The sequence below is a fragment of the Streptomyces sp. SDT5-1 genome (assembly GCF_052245995.1).
Lineage (GTDB): Bacteria > Actinomycetota > Actinomycetes > Streptomycetales > Streptomycetaceae > Streptomyces.
This window is the reverse complement of record NZ_CM125963.1, coordinates 8,457,136-8,477,140: the sequence shown is the minus strand read 5'-3', so window position 1 is coordinate 8,477,140 and position 20,005 is coordinate 8,457,136. Positions and strand designations below refer to the sequence as shown.

The 20,005-nt window shown below is 73.1% G+C and carries 17 protein-coding genes; 8 read left to right on the top strand and 9 right to left on the bottom strand.

Annotated elements, in window-relative coordinates:
- Positions 1–47: 47 nt before the first annotated feature.
- A complete protein-coding gene (locus ACTWJ8_RS39090) occupies positions 48–950 on the bottom strand; it encodes a shikimate dehydrogenase (protein WP_443262152.1) in 903 nt (300 codons plus the stop codon).
- Between the two features lie 124 nt (positions 951–1,074).
- Here ACTWJ8_RS39090 and ACTWJ8_RS39085 point away from each other — a divergent pair, with 124 nt between their 5' ends.
- On the top strand, positions 1,075–1,740 hold the full coding sequence (locus tag ACTWJ8_RS39085) for a TetR/AcrR family transcriptional regulator (RefSeq protein ID WP_443262151.1): 666 nt from the start codon (positions 1,075–1,077) through the stop codon (positions 1,738–1,740).
- 149 nt (positions 1,741–1,889) lie between these two features.
- Positions 1,890–3,248 carry an MFS transporter gene (locus tag ACTWJ8_RS39080; RefSeq protein WP_443262150.1) on the top strand — a complete coding sequence of 453 codons (1,359 nt, stop codon included), beginning with the start codon at positions 1,890–1,892 and terminating at the stop codon, positions 3,246–3,248.
- Between the two features lie 26 nt (positions 3,249–3,274).
- Here the strand turns inward: ACTWJ8_RS39080 and ACTWJ8_RS39075 are convergent, their stop codons facing one another.
- Positions 3,275–3,577, bottom strand: a complete 303-nt coding sequence (locus ACTWJ8_RS39075; RefSeq protein ID WP_356384995.1) for a YkvA family protein — start codon at positions 3,575–3,577, stop codon at positions 3,275–3,277.
- 143 nt (positions 3,578–3,720) lie between these two features.
- Between ACTWJ8_RS39075 and ACTWJ8_RS39070 the strand changes: the two genes are divergently transcribed.
- Positions 3,721–3,891, top strand: coding sequence for a hypothetical protein (locus ACTWJ8_RS39070; RefSeq protein WP_356384992.1), 171 nt, complete (start codon positions 3,721–3,723; stop codon positions 3,889–3,891).
- A 22-nt stretch (positions 3,892–3,913) separates the two neighbouring features.
- On the opposite strand, the gene ACTWJ8_RS39065 is transcribed toward ACTWJ8_RS39070, so the two are convergent.
- Positions 3,914–4,417 carry a DUF5709 domain-containing protein gene (locus ACTWJ8_RS39065; RefSeq protein ID WP_356384989.1) on the bottom strand — a complete coding sequence of 168 codons (504 nt, stop codon included), beginning with the start codon at positions 4,415–4,417 and terminating at the stop codon, positions 3,914–3,916.
- Between the two features lie 298 nt (positions 4,418–4,715).
- Here ACTWJ8_RS39065 and ACTWJ8_RS39060 point away from each other — a divergent pair, with 298 nt between their 5' ends.
- Positions 4,716–5,081 carry a Ser-Thr-rich GPI-anchored membrane family protein gene (locus tag ACTWJ8_RS39060; RefSeq protein ID WP_443262149.1) on the top strand — a complete coding sequence of 122 codons (366 nt, stop codon included), beginning with the start codon at positions 4,716–4,718 and terminating at the stop codon, positions 5,079–5,081.
- Here the strand turns inward: ACTWJ8_RS39060 and ACTWJ8_RS39055 are convergent.
- On the bottom strand, positions 5,044–6,276 hold the full coding sequence (locus ACTWJ8_RS39055) for an MFS transporter (RefSeq protein ID WP_443262148.1): 1,233 nt from the start codon (positions 6,274–6,276) through the stop codon (positions 5,044–5,046). The two genes, ACTWJ8_RS39060 and ACTWJ8_RS39055, sit on opposite strands and share 38 nt — an antisense overlap.
- Before the next feature lie 71 nt (positions 6,277–6,347).
- Here ACTWJ8_RS39055 and ACTWJ8_RS39050 point away from each other — a divergent pair, with 71 nt between their 5' ends.
- Complete coding sequence (locus ACTWJ8_RS39050) at positions 6,348–7,118, top strand: AraC family transcriptional regulator (RefSeq protein WP_356384980.1); 771 nt, start codon at positions 6,348–6,350, stop codon at positions 7,116–7,118.
- Between the two features lie 15 nt (positions 7,119–7,133).
- Here the strand turns inward: ACTWJ8_RS39050 and ACTWJ8_RS39045 are convergent, their stop codons facing one another.
- From ACTWJ8_RS39045 to ACTWJ8_RS39030, 4 genes are all read right to left on the bottom strand, one after another.
- On the bottom strand, positions 7,134–7,472 hold the full coding sequence (locus tag ACTWJ8_RS39045) for a hypothetical protein (protein ID WP_356384977.1): 339 nt from the start codon (positions 7,470–7,472) through the stop codon (positions 7,134–7,136).
- Entirely contained in the window at positions 7,469–9,166 is a 1,698-nt protein-coding gene (gene ctaD, locus ACTWJ8_RS39040; protein WP_356384974.1) for an aa3-type cytochrome oxidase subunit I, read from the bottom strand. Before ctaD ends, ACTWJ8_RS39045 begins: the two co-directional genes overlap by 4 nt.
- 123 nt (positions 9,167–9,289) lie before the next feature.
- Positions 9,290–12,010 carry an FUSC family protein gene (locus tag ACTWJ8_RS39035; RefSeq protein WP_443262147.1) on the bottom strand — a complete coding sequence of 907 codons (2,721 nt, stop codon included), beginning with the start codon at positions 12,008–12,010 and terminating at the stop codon, positions 9,290–9,292.
- Complete coding sequence (locus tag ACTWJ8_RS39030; protein ID WP_356384969.1) at positions 12,007–12,480, bottom strand: MarR family winged helix-turn-helix transcriptional regulator; 474 nt, start codon at positions 12,478–12,480, stop codon at positions 12,007–12,009. Before ACTWJ8_RS39030 ends, ACTWJ8_RS39035 begins: the two co-directional genes overlap by 4 nt.
- A 162-nt stretch (positions 12,481–12,642) precedes the next feature.
- Between ACTWJ8_RS39030 and ACTWJ8_RS39025 the strand changes: the two genes are divergently transcribed.
- The 3 genes from ACTWJ8_RS39025 to ACTWJ8_RS39015 all read left to right on the top strand — a co-directional run bounded on the left by ACTWJ8_RS39025 (position 12,643) and on the right by ACTWJ8_RS39015 (position 17,466).
- A complete protein-coding gene (locus ACTWJ8_RS39025; protein WP_356384966.1) occupies positions 12,643–15,240 on the top strand; it encodes an ATP-binding protein in 2,598 nt (865 codons plus the stop codon).
- Positions 15,241–15,340: 100 nt separating this feature from the next.
- The gene (locus ACTWJ8_RS39020) at positions 15,341–16,756 is read left to right on the top strand and encodes an FAD-binding oxidoreductase (RefSeq protein ID WP_443262146.1); all 1,416 of its coding nucleotides are present in this window, start codon (positions 15,341–15,343) and stop codon (positions 16,754–16,756) included.
- Positions 16,757–16,809: 53 nt separating this feature from the next.
- Complete coding sequence (locus tag ACTWJ8_RS39015) at positions 16,810–17,466, top strand: DUF6629 family protein (protein ID WP_356384960.1); 657 nt, start codon at positions 16,810–16,812, stop codon at positions 17,464–17,466.
- On the opposite strand, the gene ACTWJ8_RS39010 is transcribed toward ACTWJ8_RS39015, so the two are convergent.
- Positions 17,438–19,963 (bottom strand): ATP-dependent Clp protease ATP-binding subunit, encoded by a 2,526-nt coding sequence (locus tag ACTWJ8_RS39010; RefSeq protein ID WP_443262145.1) that lies wholly within the window; start codon positions 19,961–19,963, stop codon positions 17,438–17,440. The genes ACTWJ8_RS39015 and ACTWJ8_RS39010 overlap by 29 nt on opposite strands.
- Between the last annotated feature and the right edge of the window lie 42 nt (positions 19,964–20,005).

Here is a 20,005-nt window from a genome sequence, read left to right as displayed (position 1 = left end):
CTTCTTGATGGGCTCAATCGGCGCGGGGCTCGATCTGCTTGATGTGCTCAGTCGGCGCGCGGGCTCGACGTCACTGCCCTCAGCGCGCCCTCCGCCCCCGCCAGTTCGGCGAAGTGGGTGAGCATGCGGGCGGCGTCCGGTTCGCGGCCCGTGAAGAGGCGGAACGCGTCGACGGCCTGGAAGACGGCCATGCCGCCGCCGTCGAGGACGGCGCAGCCGAGGCTCCGGGCGGTGCGTACGAGTTCGGTCTCCAGGGGCCGGTAGACGACCTCGGCGACCCACAGGCCCGGGTGCAGCAGCTCGGCGGGGAACGGGAGCCCGGGGTGGGCTGCCATGCCGGTGGGCGTGGCGTGCACGATGCCGTCGGCCTCGGCGAGGTGGGCGGCGAGCTCGGCGGGGCCCGCCGGGACGGCGCGGCCCTCGCCGAAGTGCCGGTTGAGGGATTCGGCGAGGGCGGCGGCCCGCTCGGGCAGGGCGTCGACGAGCACGATGCGGCCCGCGCCCAGGGTGAGGACGGCATGGGCGACGGCGGCGCCCGCTCCCCCGGCGCCGAGCTGCACGACGCGCTCCATGCGGGCGTCGGGCAGTCCGCGGGCGAAGGACGCGGCGAATCCGGTGACGTCGGTGTTGTGCCCGACGGCCCGGCCGCCGTCGAGGACGACGGTGTTGACGGCGCCGAGCGCGGCGGCCTGCGGCGAGAGTTCGTCGAGGTGCTCGATGACGAGCTGCTTGCAGGGGTGCGTGATGTTCAGGCCGTCGAAGCCGACGGTGCGGGCCGCGCGCAGCAGCTCGCCGACGTCCTCGGGACGGGCGCCGATCTCGGCGATGTCCAGGCGCCGGTACAGGTACCGCAGGCCCTGCCGGTCAGCCTCCCGCTCGTGCAGGGCCGGGGAGAGCGAGGGGCCGATGCCCTCACCGATCAGACCGACGAGATAAGAGTCCTGGGGCACGGGGTCCTCCTGGCCGAGCGTCACGCTTAATGTACGAACTGGTTCGTTACTCATATCAAGCCGCGCCCCGTCCTGGGAAGAGACTGATCCGAACCGACTCTCGAACGGCTCCTACAATCACCGGATGACCACTGTCGAAGAGCCGGCCCGGCGCGCGGGACGCATCCGCGACGCGGCCCGCACCAAGGCCGAGATCCTCAAGGTCGCCACGGAGGAGTTCGCCCGCGCCGGGTACACGGGCGCCCGCGTCGACGAGATCGCGGCCCGCACGCGTACCACGAAGCGGATGATCTACTACTACTTCGGCGGCAAGGAGCAGCTGTTCACGGCCGTCCTGGAGCGCAGCTACGCGGTGATCCGGCACGCCGAGCGGGATCTGGACGTCGAGCACCTCGACCCGGTCGCCGCGATCCGGCGGCTCGCCGAGCTGACCTTCGACCACCACGAGCAGCACCCGGACTTCATCCGCCTGGTGAGCATCGAGAACATCCACGAGGCCGAGCACATCGCCGCGTCCGAGACGCTCAGCTCCCTGAACTCGCCCGCGATCGACGTGATCAGCAGGATCCTCGAGGCGGGCCGCGCGGACGGCGTGTTCACGGCCGAAGTGGACGCGGTCGACCTGCACGCGATGATCAGTTCGTTCTGCTTCTTCCGGGTCTCCAACCGGCACACGTTCGGCGCCCTGTTCGGCCGCGACCTGACGGCTCAGGACCGCCGCGAGCACTACCGCACGATGCTCGGCGACATGGTGATCGCGTACCTCACGGCGGACGCCACGGGACGGTAGCCCACGCAAACGTCCTCGTCGAGACCTCTTGACAGCGGCGAAACACGGGCGCAACATCGCTGGCCATCCGCAGTTAACTATCCAGTGGGTTAATTAACCCGGCCGACGTCGGTCCGCCGGGGTGATCCGCCCAGCCCCAAGGAGCCCGCGTGTCCGTCCCCGCAGAACCTCCGCGCGCACCACAGGGCCAGCCCCGCAAGGCGGCATTCGCCGCCTGGAGCGGCAGTGCCCTCGAGTACTACGACTTCTTCATCTACGGCAGCGCCGCCGCCCTCGTCTTCCCGAAGGTCTTCTTCGACGAGTCCGACCCGGCCGACGCCACCCTGCTCTCGCTCGCCACGTTCGGTGTCGCGTACGCCGCGCGGCCCGTCGGCGCGTTCTTCCTCGGGCACATCGGCGACCGCCTCGGCCGCCGCAAGATCATGGTGTTCACCGTGGTCCTGATGGGTCTTTCCACGTTCCTGATCGGGTGTCTGCCCACCCGCGAGCAGGTCGGCGGGCTCGCGCCGCTGCTGCTGGTGCTCTGCCGGATCCTGCAGGGCATCTCCGCGGCGGGCGAGCAGTCCAGCGCCGGGTCGATGACCCTGGAACACGCGCCGGAGGACCGGCGCGCGTACTTCACGAGTTTCACCCTGAACGGGACGCAGGCCGGACAGCTCCTGGCCACCGTCGTCTTCCTGCCGATCGCGGCGCTGCCCGAGGACCAACTCCTCTCCTGGGGCTGGCGGATCCCGTTCTGGCTCAGCCTCGGCGTCGCCGTCGTCGGCTACGTGATCCGGCGCTCGCTGGACGAGACGCCCGAGTTCGCCCGCAAGGCGCGGTCCGGCGAGGTCGCCAAGCTGCCGCTCGCGGTGCTGCTGCGCGAGCACTGGGTCGACGTGCTGCGGGTGATCGCGGGCGCGCTCGTCGCCTCCGTGAGCACGATCTTCACCGTGTGGGCCCTGTCGTACGCGACGAGCGACGCGGTCGGCATGGACCGGTCCGCGATGCTGTGGGTGGGCGCGCTGGCCAATCTGGTGGCGCTCGCCGCGATCCCGCTGTGGGCGCGCCTCGCGGACCGCGTCGGCCGCCGCCCGGTGTTCCTCGCGGGCGCCGCGGGCAGCGCGCTGCTGATGTTCGGCTACCTGTGGGCGATCTCCACCGGCTCGTACGCCCTGACGTTCGTGCTCGGCATCCTGGCGTTCGGCGTGGTCTACAGCGCGGCGAACGCCGTGTGGCCCGCCTTCTACGGCGAGATGTTCCCGACCCGCGTACGGCTCTCGGGCATGGCGATCGGCACCCAGATCGGCTTCGCGATCTCCGGTTTCGCGGTGACGTTCGCGGCGCAGATCGCGGGTTCGGGCGGCACGAACTGGTTCGCGGTGGCGCTGTTCACGGCCGCGCTGTGCGTGCCGCCCGTGCTGGCGGCGCTCACCGCGCGGGAGACGGCGAAGGTGCCCACCGCGCAGTTGGGTGAACGCGCCGCGGGCACGGCCGTGCTCGACGAGGCACCCGGCGCGGCGGTCTGACCGCGCGCGTCACCGGCGCCGGGCCCTCACACCGAGGGGGTCCGGCGCTCGCCCGTTCCGATGCCCGCCTTGCGCGCGGCGCCGTGCAGCATCTGGAGGGCGATCAGCAGGACGCCGATGTCGTCGAGGTAGATCGGGTCGGGCAGCAGGTCGACCGGGGAGATCGTGTAGACGACCGCGGCCCAGAACAGCGCCTTGTTGTGCAGCGGGATGCCGGCGTCCACGAGCAGTTTGCGCGCCTTGAAGACGCGGACCAGGAGCACGGCGGCGGCCGCGAGCATCGCGACGGCCAGAACCGTGCCGAGCACGATCCACGCGGTGCTGTCCATGCCGACCCCCCTGCGGTCCGTGAGTGAGACGTCCCAGGCTAGACGGTGTGCGCCGGGAACTCCCCCACGTGCGACGGACGGCTCGCGGGGCGAGGATGAGATCCGAACAGACAAGCGGGGATCGTGAGGAGGAGGGGCGAACTGTGCTGATCTTCGTGGCCATGGTCCTGGGAGGGATCGGCGTGGTCTGCATAGGCATCACGGCGCGTCGCATGGTGACGGGTGACGTCGCCCTCGGACCGCCGCTCCTGGCGCTGGCGACCGCGTTCGCCGCGGCCGCGCTGATGCTGACGGCGACGGCACTCGGCCAGTGAACCGCCGCTCCCCGTACGGGTGTCAGGTCTCGCCGTCGTCCACCACGTGCACCGCGGCCTCCTCCGCGGACGCCGCTCCCCCGCCGTAACCGGCGTCGCTGGCCAGCATGTCCTTCTCGGCGTCCTCGTGGGCGCCCTCGTCCGGCGCGATCAGCCGGCCGGCCCGCCACGAACCCACTTCGTCGTCGACCAGCTCGCCGTCGCCGTCGCGCAGATCGCCGACGTCGTCCTCGTCGTCGCTCTCGCCGGACTCCAGCGCCTCATAGGCGTCGACGACCGGGTCGGGCCGCTCCTCCGCGAGGCGCTCGTCGAGCGTCTCGCCCGCCTGTCGCTCCGCCGCGGTGATGCCGCTGTGCTCGACGGCCAGCGGGCGCTCGGGCGGTGACCATCCCTCGTCGTACGGGTCGACGCCGCGGTCGTTGAGGGTGTCCTCCGGGTCGAGGATCCCCTCGTCGTCGCGCACGTCAGGGCCCGAGGGCTGGTACACCTCGTCGCCCATGGCCGAGTCGTCGCTGCGCTCGGTCATGCCGCGTCACCTCGTCTCCGTGCTCCGTGTCACCTCTCCAGCGTGCACCAGTACGCGCTTGCCGGCCGCTTCTGGGGGCTCGCGCGCGTGCGCGAGGATGCGCCCGCGGTCCTTCGCTGTCCTGCCGAGGCAGCCGGTTCGCGGACACCGGCGTCCCTCGTGGGGTGGGGCCGACCCCGAATTCCTCGTGCCGACGCACAAAGCCGGGAACACACCCCGTGTCCACATTCGCCACTCTCCGACCCCAATCGGTCACCAACGGTCACCATTCATCGATTCGACGGAACGAGGTCGTCGCATGCGCCGCACCGGATTCCTCTCCCTCGCCGCAGCCCCGCTCCTGGCCTTCGCCCCCTTGGGCGCACCGGCCCAGGCGCTCACCGTCACGGCACCCGCCGCGAACTCCGTGCACGCGTCGGGCAGCAGCATGTTCGTCACGTGGGACAACCCGTCCGGCAAGCAGCTGGACATGTGGCTGGTCCGGAACAACGACGCCCGCGTGGTGCAGCTCGCGTCGCGGCTGACCGCGGCCCCGCGCAGCGAGACGTCGACGGTCCTGCCGAACGTGCCGGACGGCTCCGGCTACGCGATCGAGCTGGTCAGCCGCGACGGCGACGCCCGCGGCCTCAGCCCCGCGTTCTCCGTGGGCCCCGACCCGCGCTGACCGCCTCCGGCCCCCTCGCCGGGGCCCGCACCGGCAACACGCCGACGACGAGTCCGGCCGCCGCCGCGACACCGCCCGCGAGCACCACCACGGTCCAGCCGCCCGCTCCCCAGGCCGCGGTCCCGACCAGCGAGCCGAGCGCGATGCCGAGGAAGCGCAGCGTGAAGTACACGGTGTTGAGTCGGCTGTGCACGGCCGGGTCGAGCGTGAACAGGACGGTCTGGCAGACGGCCTGCCCGCCCCACACGCCGACGTCGAGCACGATCACGCCGGCGACGAGGGCCACCAGGGAGCCGCCGCCCGCCGGGAGCAGGATCAGCCAGCCGACCAGCACCAGCGCGGTCAGCAGGGCGAGCGCGCGGCGCCTGCCCAGACGTTCCGCGCTCCGCCCCGCGTACGGCGAGGCGAGCGCGCTCACGGCCGCGACGAGCCCGAACGTCCCGGCGGACCCCGCCCCGAGCCCGTACGTCTGCGTGACCAGGAACGTGAGGGTCGTCCAGAACGCGCCGAACGCGATCCCGACCAGCGCCCCCGACACGACGACCCGCGCCACGAGCGGATGCCGGACCAGTCCGGGCAGCGAGCGCAGGGCCTTCGCGTACGAGGCGGGAGCGCGGCCCGGCGCGTTCGGCAGGCGGCGCGCGAGGACGGCCACGAGCGCCAGGGTGAGCAGGCAGGACGCGACGTACACGGTGCGCCAGCCCGCGAGGTCGGCGAGGACGCCCGCGTACGCGCGGGAGGCGAGCACGCCGACGAGCAGTCCGCCCTGCACGGCGCCGACGGTGCGGCCGCTGCCCGGCCCGCCCTCGGAGTCGGCGGCGAGCGCCACGGCGAGCGGGGTGATCAACTGCGGCACCGGCGAGCAGAGCCCGACCACGAAACTCGCCACCGCGAGCAGCGCGACCGTCGGGGCGAGGGCGCAGGCAGCGAGCGCGGCGGCGGACGCGGCGCCGAGGGCGAGGACGATGCGGCGCCTGTCGTGGCTGTCGCCCGCGGGGACGACGAGCAGGATGCCGAGCGCGTAGCCCAGCTGCGTCGCCGTCGGCACCGCGCCGAGCGCGTCGGGCGGCGCGCCGAGGGAGGCGGCGACCGAGCCGAGCATCGGCTGGCAGAGGTAGACGTTCGCGGCGGTCACGGCGCAGGTGACCGCGAGGAGGGCCGTGGGGGTCCGGGTTCCGGTAGGTGCAGCATTCACGTACTGCGACGTTAGGCCGCGGGGCGATGGCAGACTTTCGTCGTACGGCCAGAACCTGTCGAGAGTGCGCCATGTACGGAAAGAGCGAGGACCGGGACGACTACCAGGACGTGCCGCGGCCGCTGGCGGCGATGGCGCGCGATCTGCCGGACGGGCATCACATCCCGCCGCACCACCACCGTCGAGCCCAGTTGATCTACGGCACGACGGGCGCCATCACCGTCACCACGGAGCACGGCGCCTGGGTCGTCCCGGCGACCCGCGGCGCCTGGCTTCCGGGCGGCCTCACGCACGCGATGACCTGCGCGGGCGCGGTCGCCATGCGCACGCTGTACATCGCGACCGACGCGGCCGTGCCGCTGCCCGACGAGCCGACCGTGGTGTCGGTGTCCCCGCTGCTGCGTGAGCTGATCGACGAGGCGACGCGGCTGCCGATGGAGTACGACCTCGAGGGCCGCGACGGCGTCCTGATGAAGCTGCTGCTGCACGAGCTGGCCCCGCATCCGGTGCCCGCGCTGCACCTGCCGACGCCGGCGGACGGGCAGCTCGACGCCCTGTGCGCGGCGATCAGGGAGCGGCCCGGGGAGCGGTGGACGACCGGGCGGGCGGCGGCGTACGCGCATCTCAGCGAGCGCAGTCTGCAACGGCGGTTCGCGGCCGCGACAGGAATGAGCCTGGCCCGCTGGGTGCAGCAGGCCAGGCTCATCCACGCGGTGACGCTGCTCGCCAGGGGCGTGCCCGTCACGACGGTGTCGGGCGCGGTCGGTTACGCCACGCCCAGCGCGTTCACGGCGATGTTCCGCCGGGCTCTCGGCACGCGGCCGACGGCGTACTTCGCGTGAGTACGCGCGGGTGCGTCACTTGAGGGCGACCAGTGACGCCAGGCCGAGCAGGCCGACGAGAACGCCTCCGCAGAGTCCGACGCAGCGCGCCTTGAGCCGCTCGTACCGGTCCTCGTACTCGGTGCGCAGCTCGGCGGCGCGCGCCACGATCTGGCCGAGCGCCGCCTTGTGGAAGGCGAGGCGCTCCTCGACGAAGACGCGCTGCACCTCCTCGCGCTGCGCGGCCGTGAGCCAGTCGAGCCGGTCGGTGAACGCCTCGGCCTGCGCGTGGGCCTCGGTGACCTTGGAGTTCCACAGCAGATAGCCCTCCATCTGCTGGATCCCGGCGCGCACGTCGTGCTCGGTGCTGCTCATGCCGACGCGTCCTCGTGCGGGTTCTGCACGTGGTCGAGGGTGGCGACCCCGGGGTGGTGCAGGTCGAACGCCGGGGACTCGGAGCGGATGCGGGGCAGCGTCGTGAAGTTGTGGCGCGGCGGCGGGCAGGAGGTGGCCCACTCCAGGGAGCGGCCGTAGCCCCAGGGGTCGTCGACCTCGATCTTCTTGCCGTACTTGCCGGTCTTCCAGACGTTGTAGAAGAACGGCAGCATCGACAGGCCGAGCAGGAACGCCGAGATCGACGAGATGGTGTTGAGCGCGGTGAAGCCGTCGGCCGCGAGATAGTCGGCGTACCGGCGGGGCATACCCTCGACGCCCAGCCAGTGCTGCACCAGGAACGTGCCGTGGAAGCCGACGAAGAGCGTCCAGAAGGTGATCTTGCCGAGCCGTTCGTCGAGCATCTTGCCGGTCATCTTCGGCCACCAGAAGTGGAAGCCCGCGAACATCGCGAAGACGACCGTTCCGAAGACCACGTAGTGGAAGTGCGCGACCACGAAGTACGAGTCGGAGATGTGGAAGTCGAGCGGCGGTGCCGCGAGGATGACGCCGGTCAGGCCGCCGAAGAGGAAGGTCACGAGGAAGCCGACGGACCACAGCATCGGTGTCTCGAAGGAGAGCGAGCCCTTCCACATCGTTCCGATCCAGTTGAAGAACTTCACGCCGGTCGGCACGGCGATGAGGAACGTCATGAAGGAGAAGAACGGGAGGAGCACGCCGCCGGTGACGTACATGTGGTGTGCCCACACCGTGATGGAGAGACCGGCGATCGCGATGGTGGCGCCGATCAGACCCGCGTAGCCGAAGATCGGTTTGCGCGAGAAGACCGGGATCACCTCGGAGACGATGCCGAAGAACGGCAGGGCAATGATGTACACCTCGGGGTGCCCGAAGAACCAGAAGAGGTGCTGCCACAGGAGTGCGCCGCCGTTGGTGGCGTCGAAGACGTGGGCGCCGAACTTGCGGTCCGCCTCCAGGGCGAACAGGGCGGCGGCGAGCACCGGGAAGGCGAGCAGGACCAGCACACCGGTCAGCAGCACGTTCCAGGTGAAGATCGGCATCCGGAACATCGTCATGCCGGGCATCCGCATGCAGATGATCGTGGTGATGAAGTTGACCGAGCCGAGGATGGTGCCGAAGCCGGAGAAGGCCAGGCCCATGATGCCCATGTCGGCGCCGATGCCGGTGGTGTGGATGGCGTCCGACAGCGGCGCGTACATGAACCAGCCGAAGTCGGGGCCGCCCTGCGGAGTGAGCAGTGCCGCCGCCGCGATCAGCGAGCCGAACAGGTACAGCCAGTAGGCGAACATGTTCAGTCGCGGGAACGCGACGTCGGGCGCGCCGATCTGGAGCGGCATGATCCAGTTCGCGAAGCCGGAGAACAGCGGCGTCGCGAACATCAGGAGCATGATCAGGCCGTGCATCGTGAACGCCTGGTTGAACTGCTCGTTCGACAGGATCTGCATGCCGGGGCGGGCCAGTTCGGCGCGCATGAACAGCGCCATGATGCCGCCGACGCAGAAGAACGCGAACGAGGTGATCAGATACAGCGAGCCGATCGTCTTGTGGTCGGTGGTGGTGAGCCACTTCACCACCACGGCACCGGGCCGCCGCGCGTGGGCGGTCTCCGAATCCGGTGCCTCGGCGCTCGCCGCCGCGCTCTCCGTGGACGTCATCAGGTAGTCGCTTCCTTGGCCGTTGGGTGACGGGACACGACCACGACTAGCGGACGGCGGGACGCGAAGCGGGGACGCGCGGGCCCGCGCGTCCCCGGTTCGCCCGAATGCAGCAGCGGCCTGTCAGCCCGCCAGCCGGATGTCGTGCCGCACGGCACCCAACGGGTCGTCCACGGTGACCAGTTCGGCGCGCGGCGTGTGCTGCGACGCGGAGATCACCAGGGTGTGGGTGCCCGCGGGCAGCGCGTCCACCTTGTAACTCCCCTGCGTCACCGCCGACTTGGCGAGCCGCTTGCCGCGCGCGCTGATCACGGTGATCCACGCGGGGCAGCCCTCGGGGTGCTCGGCGCACTGCACGCGGCCGGTGATCCTGGCCCGGCCCGCGGGGGCCGGTTCGCGGCGCTGCGCCGGGACGGGGCCCTGCTGCTTCGGCTGCGGCGCGGCGGCCTGCGCCACCGGCCGGTCCTGCTCCTGCGGCGCGGGCCGCGGCTCGCCCCAGGCCGCCATGACGGCGCGGGCGCGGCGCTGCATCGGCGACACGGGGCGCTGCGCGGCGCCGTTCCCGGTGGCGACGGGCAGCCCGGCCTGTTCGGCGTAGGCGGCCAACGTCTCGTCGAGGGCGTCGAGTTCGCGCAGCGCGCTGTGCAGGCGCCGGGCGCGCGGGCCGGAGCCCGCGGGGGCCAGCTCGGTGCGCAGCTCGCGCAGCAGCGGACTGACCCTGCGGTACGTGCCCTCGGGCTCGCCGGTCGCGAAGAACCGGTCGAGTTCCTTGAGGGACGCGGTGACCGTGGCGGTGACGAGGCGGGCGCGCTCGACGAGACGCGGCGGCAGGTCGACGTCTATGTCGGCGGCGGAGGCCAGGGCGCGGGCGTGACCGGTGGCCGAGGTCAGCAGGGCGACGCGGTGCTCGGCGGCGGGGCCGCTGACGCCGACCGGCATCCGTACGAGCGGCTTGGCGACGGCCTGCACCTGGAGCAGCGCGGCGTCCACGGCGCGGGCGGCGCCGCGCAGGCGCACCGGGGTGTCGGGCCGCGTCCAGCGCTGCTCGACCTGGGCGACGACCTGGGCCAGTGCGTCGACGTAGCCGCGCTCGGCCTCCTGGACGACGGTGCGGCGGGCCAGCGGGAAGATCAGCGCGGCGCAGGCGGTGGCGACGAGGACGCCGAGGCCGTTGTCGAGCAGCCGCTCCCCCAGCAGGTGGTCCATGCCGCTCTCGGGCGTGCTCATGGCGTACAGCTGGCACAGCGCGACGACGAGGCCGACGACCCAGCAGGCGTAGGCGCGGGCCATGCCCCAGGCGCCGAAGGTGAGTCCGGCGACGATGACGGCGAGGGTCCAGTAGACGTGGTCGCGGCCGATGAGGTGGACGAGGAGGATGCCGAGGACGGCGCCGATGACGGTGCCGACCATGCGGTGGCCGAACTTGCGCAGCCGCTCGTGCGTGGTGTTGGTGCCGAACAGCGTGATCATCACGCCGACCAGGCCCCAGTAGAAGCGGTGCGGGTCGATGGCGTCGGAGATCGGCACGACGATGGCGGCGGCCACGGCGGCGTGCGCGGGGACCCGGATGTACGGGATGGCGCGGCGCCAGCCGGACTCGGTGCCGGAGGCGAGCACGCGGCGGGTGGGGCCCGCGGAGCCGGGCAGCCGGTTGTTCTCCAGGGCGACGGTCGGCTTGAAGGGCACCTCGGCCTTGCCCGCGACGGCGGTGGCGCCGAGGGTCAGCCAGTTGTGCAGGGCGCGGGCGAGGGAGTCGAGGAGGTGGCCGACGCGGCGCGCGAGGACCGCGGCCTCCACGTCGTCGGCGGGCGCGGCCGGGTCGGCGAGGATCGCCTCGGCCCGCTCCTGGATGTGGGCGGCGGCCGGCTGGAGGCCCTCAGCCTCCCGTATCGGGGTGTCCCGGGCGAGCACGAGGCCGACGGCGAGCGCCTCGCGCAGCTGCTCGGGGACGGGCAGCCCGGTCAGCTCCTGGACGGCCTGCCCGATGCCGCGCAGGGCGAGCTCGGCGTCGAAGAGGTGCCGGTGGAGGAGTTCGGCCGCGGCCGGGTCGGCGGCGACCTCGGGCTGGGCGAGTCGGCCGTCGATGGTGACGGTGGTGATGTTGAGGCGGCGCAGGGAGCGGCTCATGCGGCGCACGGCGCGCTCCTGGTCGGCGTCGGGGTCGACGGCGTCCACGGCGGCGTCGGCGACGCGCCGGGCCTCGACCACGAAGGCGCGCTGGGTGCGCAGCAGGTCCTCGCGGGGCATCGGGTAGCAGAGGATGAGCCGCGTCACGAGCACGGCGGCCGCGGAGACCAGGGCCACGGCGAAGGCCTTGCCGACGAGCGCGACGGGGATGCCCGCGAGCATGCCGACCATCATGCCGTTGAACAGCATCATGCCGGTGACCAGCGGAATCGCTCCGAATCGGGCGAGCAGGAAGGTGACGGCGAGGGCCGCGACCATGAGCACCATCTGCGGCACGCGCTCGCCGTTGAGGGTGGCGCACAGCCAGAGCGCGGCGGTGTACGGGAAGGGCATCCACAGGATGGCGCGGGCGAGCCGGTCCCAGGTGTTCTCGGCGACCGCGAAGGCGCTCATCAGGCCCATCATTCCGGCGACCATCATGCCGATCATGTCGGGGATGCCGAGGGCCTCGGCCATCGCGTAGCCGACGGTGAGCGCGGTCACCATGGCGACGAGGGTGCGCCAGCCGGTCTGCAGCTGGCCGAGTCCGGGGTCGGCCGCGAGGACCCAGTCCCACCATCTGCGGGGTCCGGCCACGCGGTGGGGTGCGAGGTCGACCCCGGGTGGGGCTTCGTTCGCGTCGACGTACTGGTCCGGCAAGGTGCCCCGGGTGGTCAACTGGCCTCCGCTTCCATGGCGTTCAGCAGGATGTTCAGCGCATCGCGCGCGGTGGACACCGCGCGCTCCGGGTCGTCCACGGCGCCGCCTTCGAGTGCGGTCAGCAGGGCGGCGGCCATCCGCTGCCGCCCCGTCTCGAGCAGGGCGCGCCCCTCGGGTGTCAGCGAGATGTCGACGGCACGCCGGTCGTCCTGGCAGCGCCTGCGCTCGACGAGACCGGCCTCCCCCAGCTTCTGGAGGAGCACGGTGACGCGCGGCTGCGCCATGCCGGTACGGGCCGCGAGCCCGGTCACCCGGCACGGCCCGCCCTCGAGTGCGTCGAGCAGGGCGACCTGGCTCCGCGTGAGCCCGAACTCACCCTCCCTGAACAGGGTCTGTCCGAGCTGCGCGATCCCCCGCAGCAGCCCGCGGGCGGCCCCTTCGATGCGCCGCGCGTCGGCGGCGTCGACGGATCCCGGAGATAGATGCATATAGAAAGAATATACATGGTGTCTACACCCTCTGGGTGACCGGGGGGGAGCGGGCGCCCGCGACGTCACCACCGCCCGACCGCACACCCCCACCTCCCGCGATAGACGTATCCACCCCGCAGCCCGCTCCCGCCCGCGACCGGCCGGTGCGAAAATCCGCGTATGGACGGGGGGATCCTGGAGCGGGATCTCGAGCTGGACCGACTCGCCGACGCCGCACGGGTTGCCGCCGCCGGCACCGGCTCCGTCGCGCTCGTCCTCGGCGAGGCCGGCATCGGCAAGTCCAGCCTCGTCCGCGCCCTGCCCACCGTGCTGCCTCCGGCCGCCCGCCTCCTCGTGGGGCACTGCGACGACCTGGCCACGGGCCGCCCGCTCGGCCCGCTGCGCGACCTCGTCGGCAGCGTGGGCACCGAGCTGGCCCGCGCGGTGCGCGACGCGGACGACCGGCACCGGATCTACGAGGCGCTGGGCGCCGAGCTGTCGGGCGCCCCGCACCCCGCCGTGCTGGTCGTGGAGGACGTGCACTGGGCGGACGAGGCGTCCCTTGACGCGCTGCGGTATCTGGTGCGCCGGATGGAACGGCTGCCCGCGCTGCTTGTGCTCACCTACCGGGACGACGAGCTGGGCCGCGGCCATCCGCTGCGCCAGCTGCTCGGCCAGGTGTCGGGCGCGGCCCGCGTGCACCGGCTGCCGCTGCCCCCGCTCTCCCGCCCCGCCGTGGGCCGCCTGTGCGCGCCCGCCGGGCTCGATCCCGGGCAGGTGTACGCCGTGACCTCGGGCAATCCGTTCTTCGTCGCGGAGGTCGTCGCCGCGGGCGGCACCGGGGTCGTGCCGCCGACGGTCGTGGACGCGGTCCTGGCCCGGCTGCGCCGCCTCGACGATCCGGCCCGCGACGCGCTCGAACAGCTGGCCGTGGTGCCGTCGGCCGTGGAGCGCCCGCTGGTCGACGCGCTGCTGCCCGGCGGCTGTGCGGCGCTCGCGGCGGCCGAGCAGGGCGGGCTCCTGACGGTGGCGCCCGACCGCGTGGCGTTCCGGCACGAGATCATCCGCCGGGCCGTGGCCGACTCGCTGCCCGCCGCGCGGCGCATCGCGCTCGACCGTGCGGTGCTGGCCGCGCTGGTGGCCGCGCCGGGCACGGACCGCTCCCGGATCGTGCACCACGCGGCGGCGGCAGGCGATCTCGACGCGGTGGCGCGGTTCGGGCCGCGGGCGGCGCGGGACGCCGCGCGGGCAGGGGCGCACCGGGAGGCCGCCGCGCATTTACGGCTCGTGCTGCGGCAGCGCGAGCGGCACGGGCCCGCGGACCTCGCCGATCTGCTGGAGCGGTACGCGATCGAGAGCTACACCATCGGCGACTCGGACGCCGCGGTGGCCGCGCAGCGGGACGCCGTCGAGCTGCGCCGCGCCCTCGGCGACCCACGGGCGCTCGGCGCGGATCTGCGCTGGCTGTCGCGGATCCACTGGTGGGCGGGGGACGCGGCGGCGGCCGAGACGGCGGGACGCGAGGCCCTGTCCGTCCTGGAAGGGGCCGGTGACGACCGGCTGCTGGCGCTGGCGCTCAGCAACACGGCGCAGCTGCGGATGCTGTCGGACGCGTACGCGCAGGCCGTCGCGTACGGCGAGCGGGCCATCGCGCTGGCCAGGAGGGCGGGCGACCCGGCGATCCTCGCGCACGCGCTGAACAACGTCGGGACCGCGCGCTGGCGGGACGGCGATCCGCTGGGGCAGCGGCAGGTGGAGGAGAGCCTGGCGGTGGCCCTGGAGGCGGGCGAGGTGGAGCACGCGTGCCGCGCCTACGCCAATCTCGTCTGGTCGCTCCTGGACGATCTGCGGTTCACGGAGGCGGACCGGCACCTCTCCCCCGCCATCGACCTCGCGGATCGCGCGGAGCACGTGGGTTTCCTGACGTACCTTCATGTCGAGCTGGCGCTGCGGAGGTTCGCGGCGGGCGACTGGGCGGAGGCCGAGCGGTACGCGCGGCTCGGCGCGGACGTCTTCCCGCCCGCGCGGTGCCCCGCCCTCACGGTCCTCGCCCGGATCCGGGTGCGGCGCGGCGAGTCCGGCGGCAGGGAGCTGCTCGACCAGGCGTGGCGGATCGCCGTCGGCACGCGGGAGCTGCAACGGATGGGCCCGGTCGCGGCGGCCCGCGCGGAGGCGGCGTGGCTGCGCGGCGACCGGGCGGGGGTGCTCGCGGCGGCCGGGCCCGTGCACGAGCGGGCCCTGCGGCTCGCGGCGCCGCAGCGCTTCGAGCTCGGCCACTGGCTGGCACGGGCGGGCGTGAGCGTGCCGGTGGACGGCGCGACCCACCCGTACGCGCTGCAGGCCGCGGGCCAGTGGGACAAGGCCGCCGAGCTGTGGCGCGCGGCGGGCTGCCCGTACGAGGAGGCGGCGGCGTTGGCGCAGAGCCCCGATCCGGCCGTGAAGCTGTCGGCGCTCACCGCTCTGGACGCACTGGGCGCGAAGCCGCTCGCCCGCCTGGTCCGCGCCGAACTCCGCGACCTGGGCGTGCGCCGGGTACCGCGCGGCCCGTACGCGGCGGCGCGCGGCAATCCCGCGGGACTCACGGACCGCCAACTGCAGGTCGTGCGGCTGCTGATGGCCAATCTGACCAACGCGGAGATCGCCGAGCGGCTGGTGCTGTCGGTGCGCACCGTCGACAACCACGTCCGCGCCGTCCTGGAGAAGCTCGACGCGCCCACCCGGCGCCGCGCGGCCCAGCGCGCCGTGGAGCTCGGCCTGACGGCGGCCGGCGAAACGTAGGTATCCGGGGACTCCGAGGTGGGTGGCCGCCACGCATGCCCGGCCGTGCGCAACGCCCGTAGAACGGGGCGGACGACACCCATTCGACTCGGGGGATCGCATGACCAACACACCGGCACAGGCCGCGAGCCGTGAACTCACCGGATTCCGGGGCACGTTGACGGGGCCCGAGGACTCCGGCTACGCGGAGGCCCGCGCCGTCTACAACGCGATGATCGACCGGCGCCCGGCCCTCGTCGCGCGCTGCGCCGACGCGGCGGACGTGGCGAAGGTGATCGCCTTCGCCCGGCGGCACGAGCTGCCGCTCGCGGTGCGCGGCGGCGGCCACCACGGCGCGGGGCTCGGCACCTGCGAGGGCGGCGTGGTCGCGGACCTGGCGCCCATGAACACCGTCGAGGTCGACGCCGACGCCCGTACGGTCACCGTCGGCGGCGGCGCCACCTGGGGCCTGGTCGACGCGGCGACGCACGAGCACGGGCTCGCCACGCCCAGCGGCATCATCTCCACCACCGGCGTCGGGGGCCTCGCGCTCGGCGGCGGGCTCGGGCACCTCACGCGGCGCTGCGGGCTGACCGTCGACAACATCGTGGCGGCGGAGGTCGTCCTCGCCGACGGCTCCACGGTGCGCGCGGACGCCGACACCAACCGGGACCTGTACTGGGGCATCCGGGGCGGCGGCGGCAACTTCGGGGCGGTCACGTCCTTCACGTTCCGGCTGCACGAGGTGGCCACGGTGGTGGCAGGGCCGACGTTCTGGCCGGCCGAGCAGGGCGCCGACGTCCTCGCCGCGTACCGGGACTTCCTGCCGTCGGCGCCGCGCGACGTCAACGGCTTCTTCCTCTACGGGGCCGTGCCACCGGCCCCGCCGTTCCCCGAGGAGCTGCACCTGCGCAAGGTGTGCGGGGTCGTGTGGTGTCACACGTCGGGCGACCCGGAGGCGGCGGACCGGGCGATGGCTCCGCTGCTGGGTGCGCTGCCGACGCCGCTGCTGCACGCGGTGGCGCCGATGCCGCATCCGGCGATGCAGTCGATGTTCGACGGCCTGTACCCGCCGGGCGACCAGTGGTACTGGCGGGCCGACTTCGTACGGGAGATCCCGGACGAGGCGGTGGAGCTGCACGCCAAGTTCGGGCCCCAGACACCGTCCATGCAGTCGACGATGCACCTGTATCCCATCGACGGCGCGGCGCACGACGTCGGCCCGTCGGACACCGCGTTCAGCTACCGGGACGCGCGGTGGGCGAGCGTGTTCGCGGGCGTGGACCCGGACCCGGCCCACGCGGATCTGCTGCGCCGGTGGACGGTCGACTACTTCGAGGCGCTGCACCCGTACTCGGCGGGCGGCGCGTACGTGAACATGATGATGGACGAGGGGCAGGAGCGGGTGCGGGCGAGCTACCGCGGCAACTACGCGCGGCTCGCCCGGGTGAAGGCGGCCCTCGACCCGGACAACGTGTTCCGCAACAACCAGAACATCCAGCCCGATCCGACGGCCCGCGACAACGCCCGCCCGTAGGCCCCGGCGGCGTGCGACGCGCCGCCCGGCCCCCGGAAACGTAGCGTGGTCGCATGTGCTGGAGTGCGACGGCCGATCTGGTGGCCGGTGGCGCGATCGCCGCCGTGGGCGTGGGGTGTGTGACGCGCGCGGCCCGTGTCAGGCCGCGCGCGGTGCCGCTGGCGGCGCTGCCGCTGCTGCTCGGGGCGCATCAGATCATCGAGGCGATGATCTGGAACGACGGCGGTGGCACCGGCCCCGCCGTCCTCGCGTGGGCGGTGATCGCGCTTCCGCTGCTGCCGCTGTGGGTGCCGCTCGCGGTGTGGTGGGCGACGGCGCCGGGTGCGCGCCGCCGTCTCGCGGTGCCGCTGGCGGCGGGGGTGGTGACGGCGGGGGCGCTGGCGTACGTGCTGGCGACGCGCACGGTGACCGCGGAGGTCCGCGGTCACACGATGGGCTACGCGATCGGGCTGCCGCACGCGGCCTGGCTCCTGGCGGGCTACCTCCTGGCGACGATCGGCGCCCTGCTCCTCTCGTCCGAGCGGCCGCTGGTCCTGCTCGGTGTCCTGGCGGCCGTGGCGGCGGCGGTGTGCGCGGCGTTGTGGCGATGGGAGTTCATCTCCACATGGTGCGCCGCCGCCGCGCTCTGCTCCCTGGTCCTCTACGGCTGGCTGCGGCGCGAGGACCGTACGGGCCGGGGCGTCACACCTTCTCCTTCGGACCGATGGTGAGGGCGTCGTCGTCGACGCCCACGCGGATCTCGCCGCCCGCCGGGATCTCGCCGTCGAGGAGCATCCGGGAGAGCCGGTTGTCGACCTCGCGCTGGATGGTGCGGCGCAGCGGGCGGGCGCCGTACTCGGGCTGATGGCCGCGGCGGGCCAGCCAGGCGACGGCCTCCGGGGTGAACTCGATGGTGATGTCCTGGGCGTGCAGGCGGCGCCGGGTCTCGTCGAGGAGCAGGTCGGTGATCCGGGAGAGTTCCTCGTCGGTGAGGCGCCGGAAGATGACGACCTCGTCGACCCGGTTCAGGAACTCGGGCCTGAAGTGCTCCCGCAGCGGGCGCAGCACCTGTTCGCGGCGGGCCGTCTCGTCGGCGGAGTCGTCGGTGCGGAAGCCGAGGGCGGTGCCGCGTCCCGCGATGGCCTCGGAGCCGAGGTTGCTGGTCATGACGACGACCGTGTTGGTGAAGTTGACCGTGCGGCCCTGCGCGTCGGTGAGCCGTCCGTCGTCGAGGACCTGGAGCAGGGTGTTGAAGACGTCGGGGTGTGCCTTCTCCACCTCGTCGAGCAGGATCAGCGAGTACGGGTGCCTGCGGACGGCCTCGGTGAGCTGTCCCGCCTCCTCGTGTCCGACGTATCCGGGCGGCGCTCCTACGAGGCGGGAGACGGTGTGCTTCTCCTGGAACTCGCTCATGTCGAGCCTGACCATGCGGTCCTGGCTGCCGAACAGCGCCTCGGCGAGGGCGCGGGCCAGTTCGGTCTTGCCGACGCCGGTGGGGCCGAGGAAGAGGAAGCTGCCGATGGGCCGGTCGGGGCTGGCGAGCCCGGCGCGGGAGCGCAGCACGGCGTCGGCGACGGCGGTGACGGCCTCGTCCTGGCCGATGACCCGCTCGTGCAGGTGCTGTTCGAGGCCGAGGAGGCGTTCCTTCTCCTCCTTGGTGAGGCTGCTGACGGGGATGCCGGTCTGCCGGGACACGATCTCGGCGATGTCCTCGGCGGACACCTCGACGATGTGTCCGTCGCCGGGGTCGGGTTCGCGCGCGCCCTCGATGCGTTCGGTCAACTCGGCGATGCGGTCGCGGAGTTCGGTGGCCCGCTCGTACTGTTCGGCGGCCACCGCCTCGTCCTTGTCGCGGGTGAGGTCGTCGACCTGCCGCTCCAGGGCGCGTACGTCGGTGGTCTTGGTGCGGTCGCGGAGCCGGACCCGGGCGCCCGCCTGGTCCATCAGGTCGATGGCCTTGTCGGGCAGGAACCGGTCGGTGAGGTAGCGGTCGGAGAGGTCGACGGCGGCGAGCAGTGCCTCGTCGGCGTATCGGACCTGGTGGTGTGCCTCGTAGCGGTCGCGGAGGCCGCGCAGGATCTCCACGGCGTCCGCGGTCGCCGGTTCGGGCACGAGGATCGGCTGGAAGCGGCGGGCGAGCGCGGCGTCCTTCTCGATGTTGCGCCGGTACTCCTCCAGGGTGGTGGCGCCGATGACATGCAGTTCGCCGCGCGCGAGGGCCGGTTTGAGCATGTTCCCCGCGTCCATCGAGCCGCCTTCGGAGCCGCCGCTCGCGCCTGCGCCGACGACGGTGTGCAACTCGTCGATGAACACGATGAGTTCGTCGGGGTGGGCGCGCACCTCGTCGATGATGCCGTTGAGGCGTTCCTCGAAGTCGCCCCGGTAGCGGGTGCCGGCGACGACACCGGACAGGTCGAGCGAGACGAGCCGCCGCCCGCAGAGTGTCTCGGGCACGTCACCGTCGGCGATGCGCTGGGCGAGGCCCTCGACGATGGCCGTCTTGCCGACGCCCGCGTCGCCGATGAGGACGGGGTTGTTCTTGCCCCTGCGGGAGAGCACCTCGATGGTCTGCTCGATCTCCTCATCGCGGCCGATGACCGGGTCGAGGCGGCCCTGCCGGGCCCGCTCGGTGAGGTCCTCGCCGAAGCGGTCGAGGTTGGGGGTGGGCGCGGAGCCCCGCTGCTGCTGTCCGGGCCGGGGCTCGGGGGCGCCGCCCTGGGGCGGGGGCTGCGGGGTCGGGCCCGGGGTGAAGCGGGCCTCGTTGAGGAGGTGGCCGGCCGCCGAGTCGGGGTTGGCGGCGAGCGCGAGCACGATGTGGTCGGGGCCGATGTAGGCGACGCCGGACTCGCGCGCGATGACATGCGCGTCGAGGAGCGCCCGTTTGACCGCGGGGGTCACGGAGAGCGACTGCGGGGCGCGGTTCGGTTCGCCGCTGCCCGCGTGCCGGTCGATCTCCCCCGCGAGCCGGTCCGGGTCGGCGCCCGCCCGGGTCACGAGGGTGCGGGTCGGTTCGAGGGAGAGCGCCGCCCACAGCAGGTGACCGGTGTCGAGGTCGCCGCGGCCGTGCTCGGTGGCGTAGTTCGCGGCCGTGGCGACGAGCTGCCGCGCGGGCCCGCTCATCAGCCTGCCGATGTCGATCTGCCGTCGGCCACCGCCGAGGAACCGTGCGAAGAAGTCGCCGAACGGGTCCTGTCCGTAGCCGTCGGACCCGGTGAATCCGCTGCTCATACCCATTCCGTTCCGGCGCGCGCCACCGCCGCTCGCGGCATG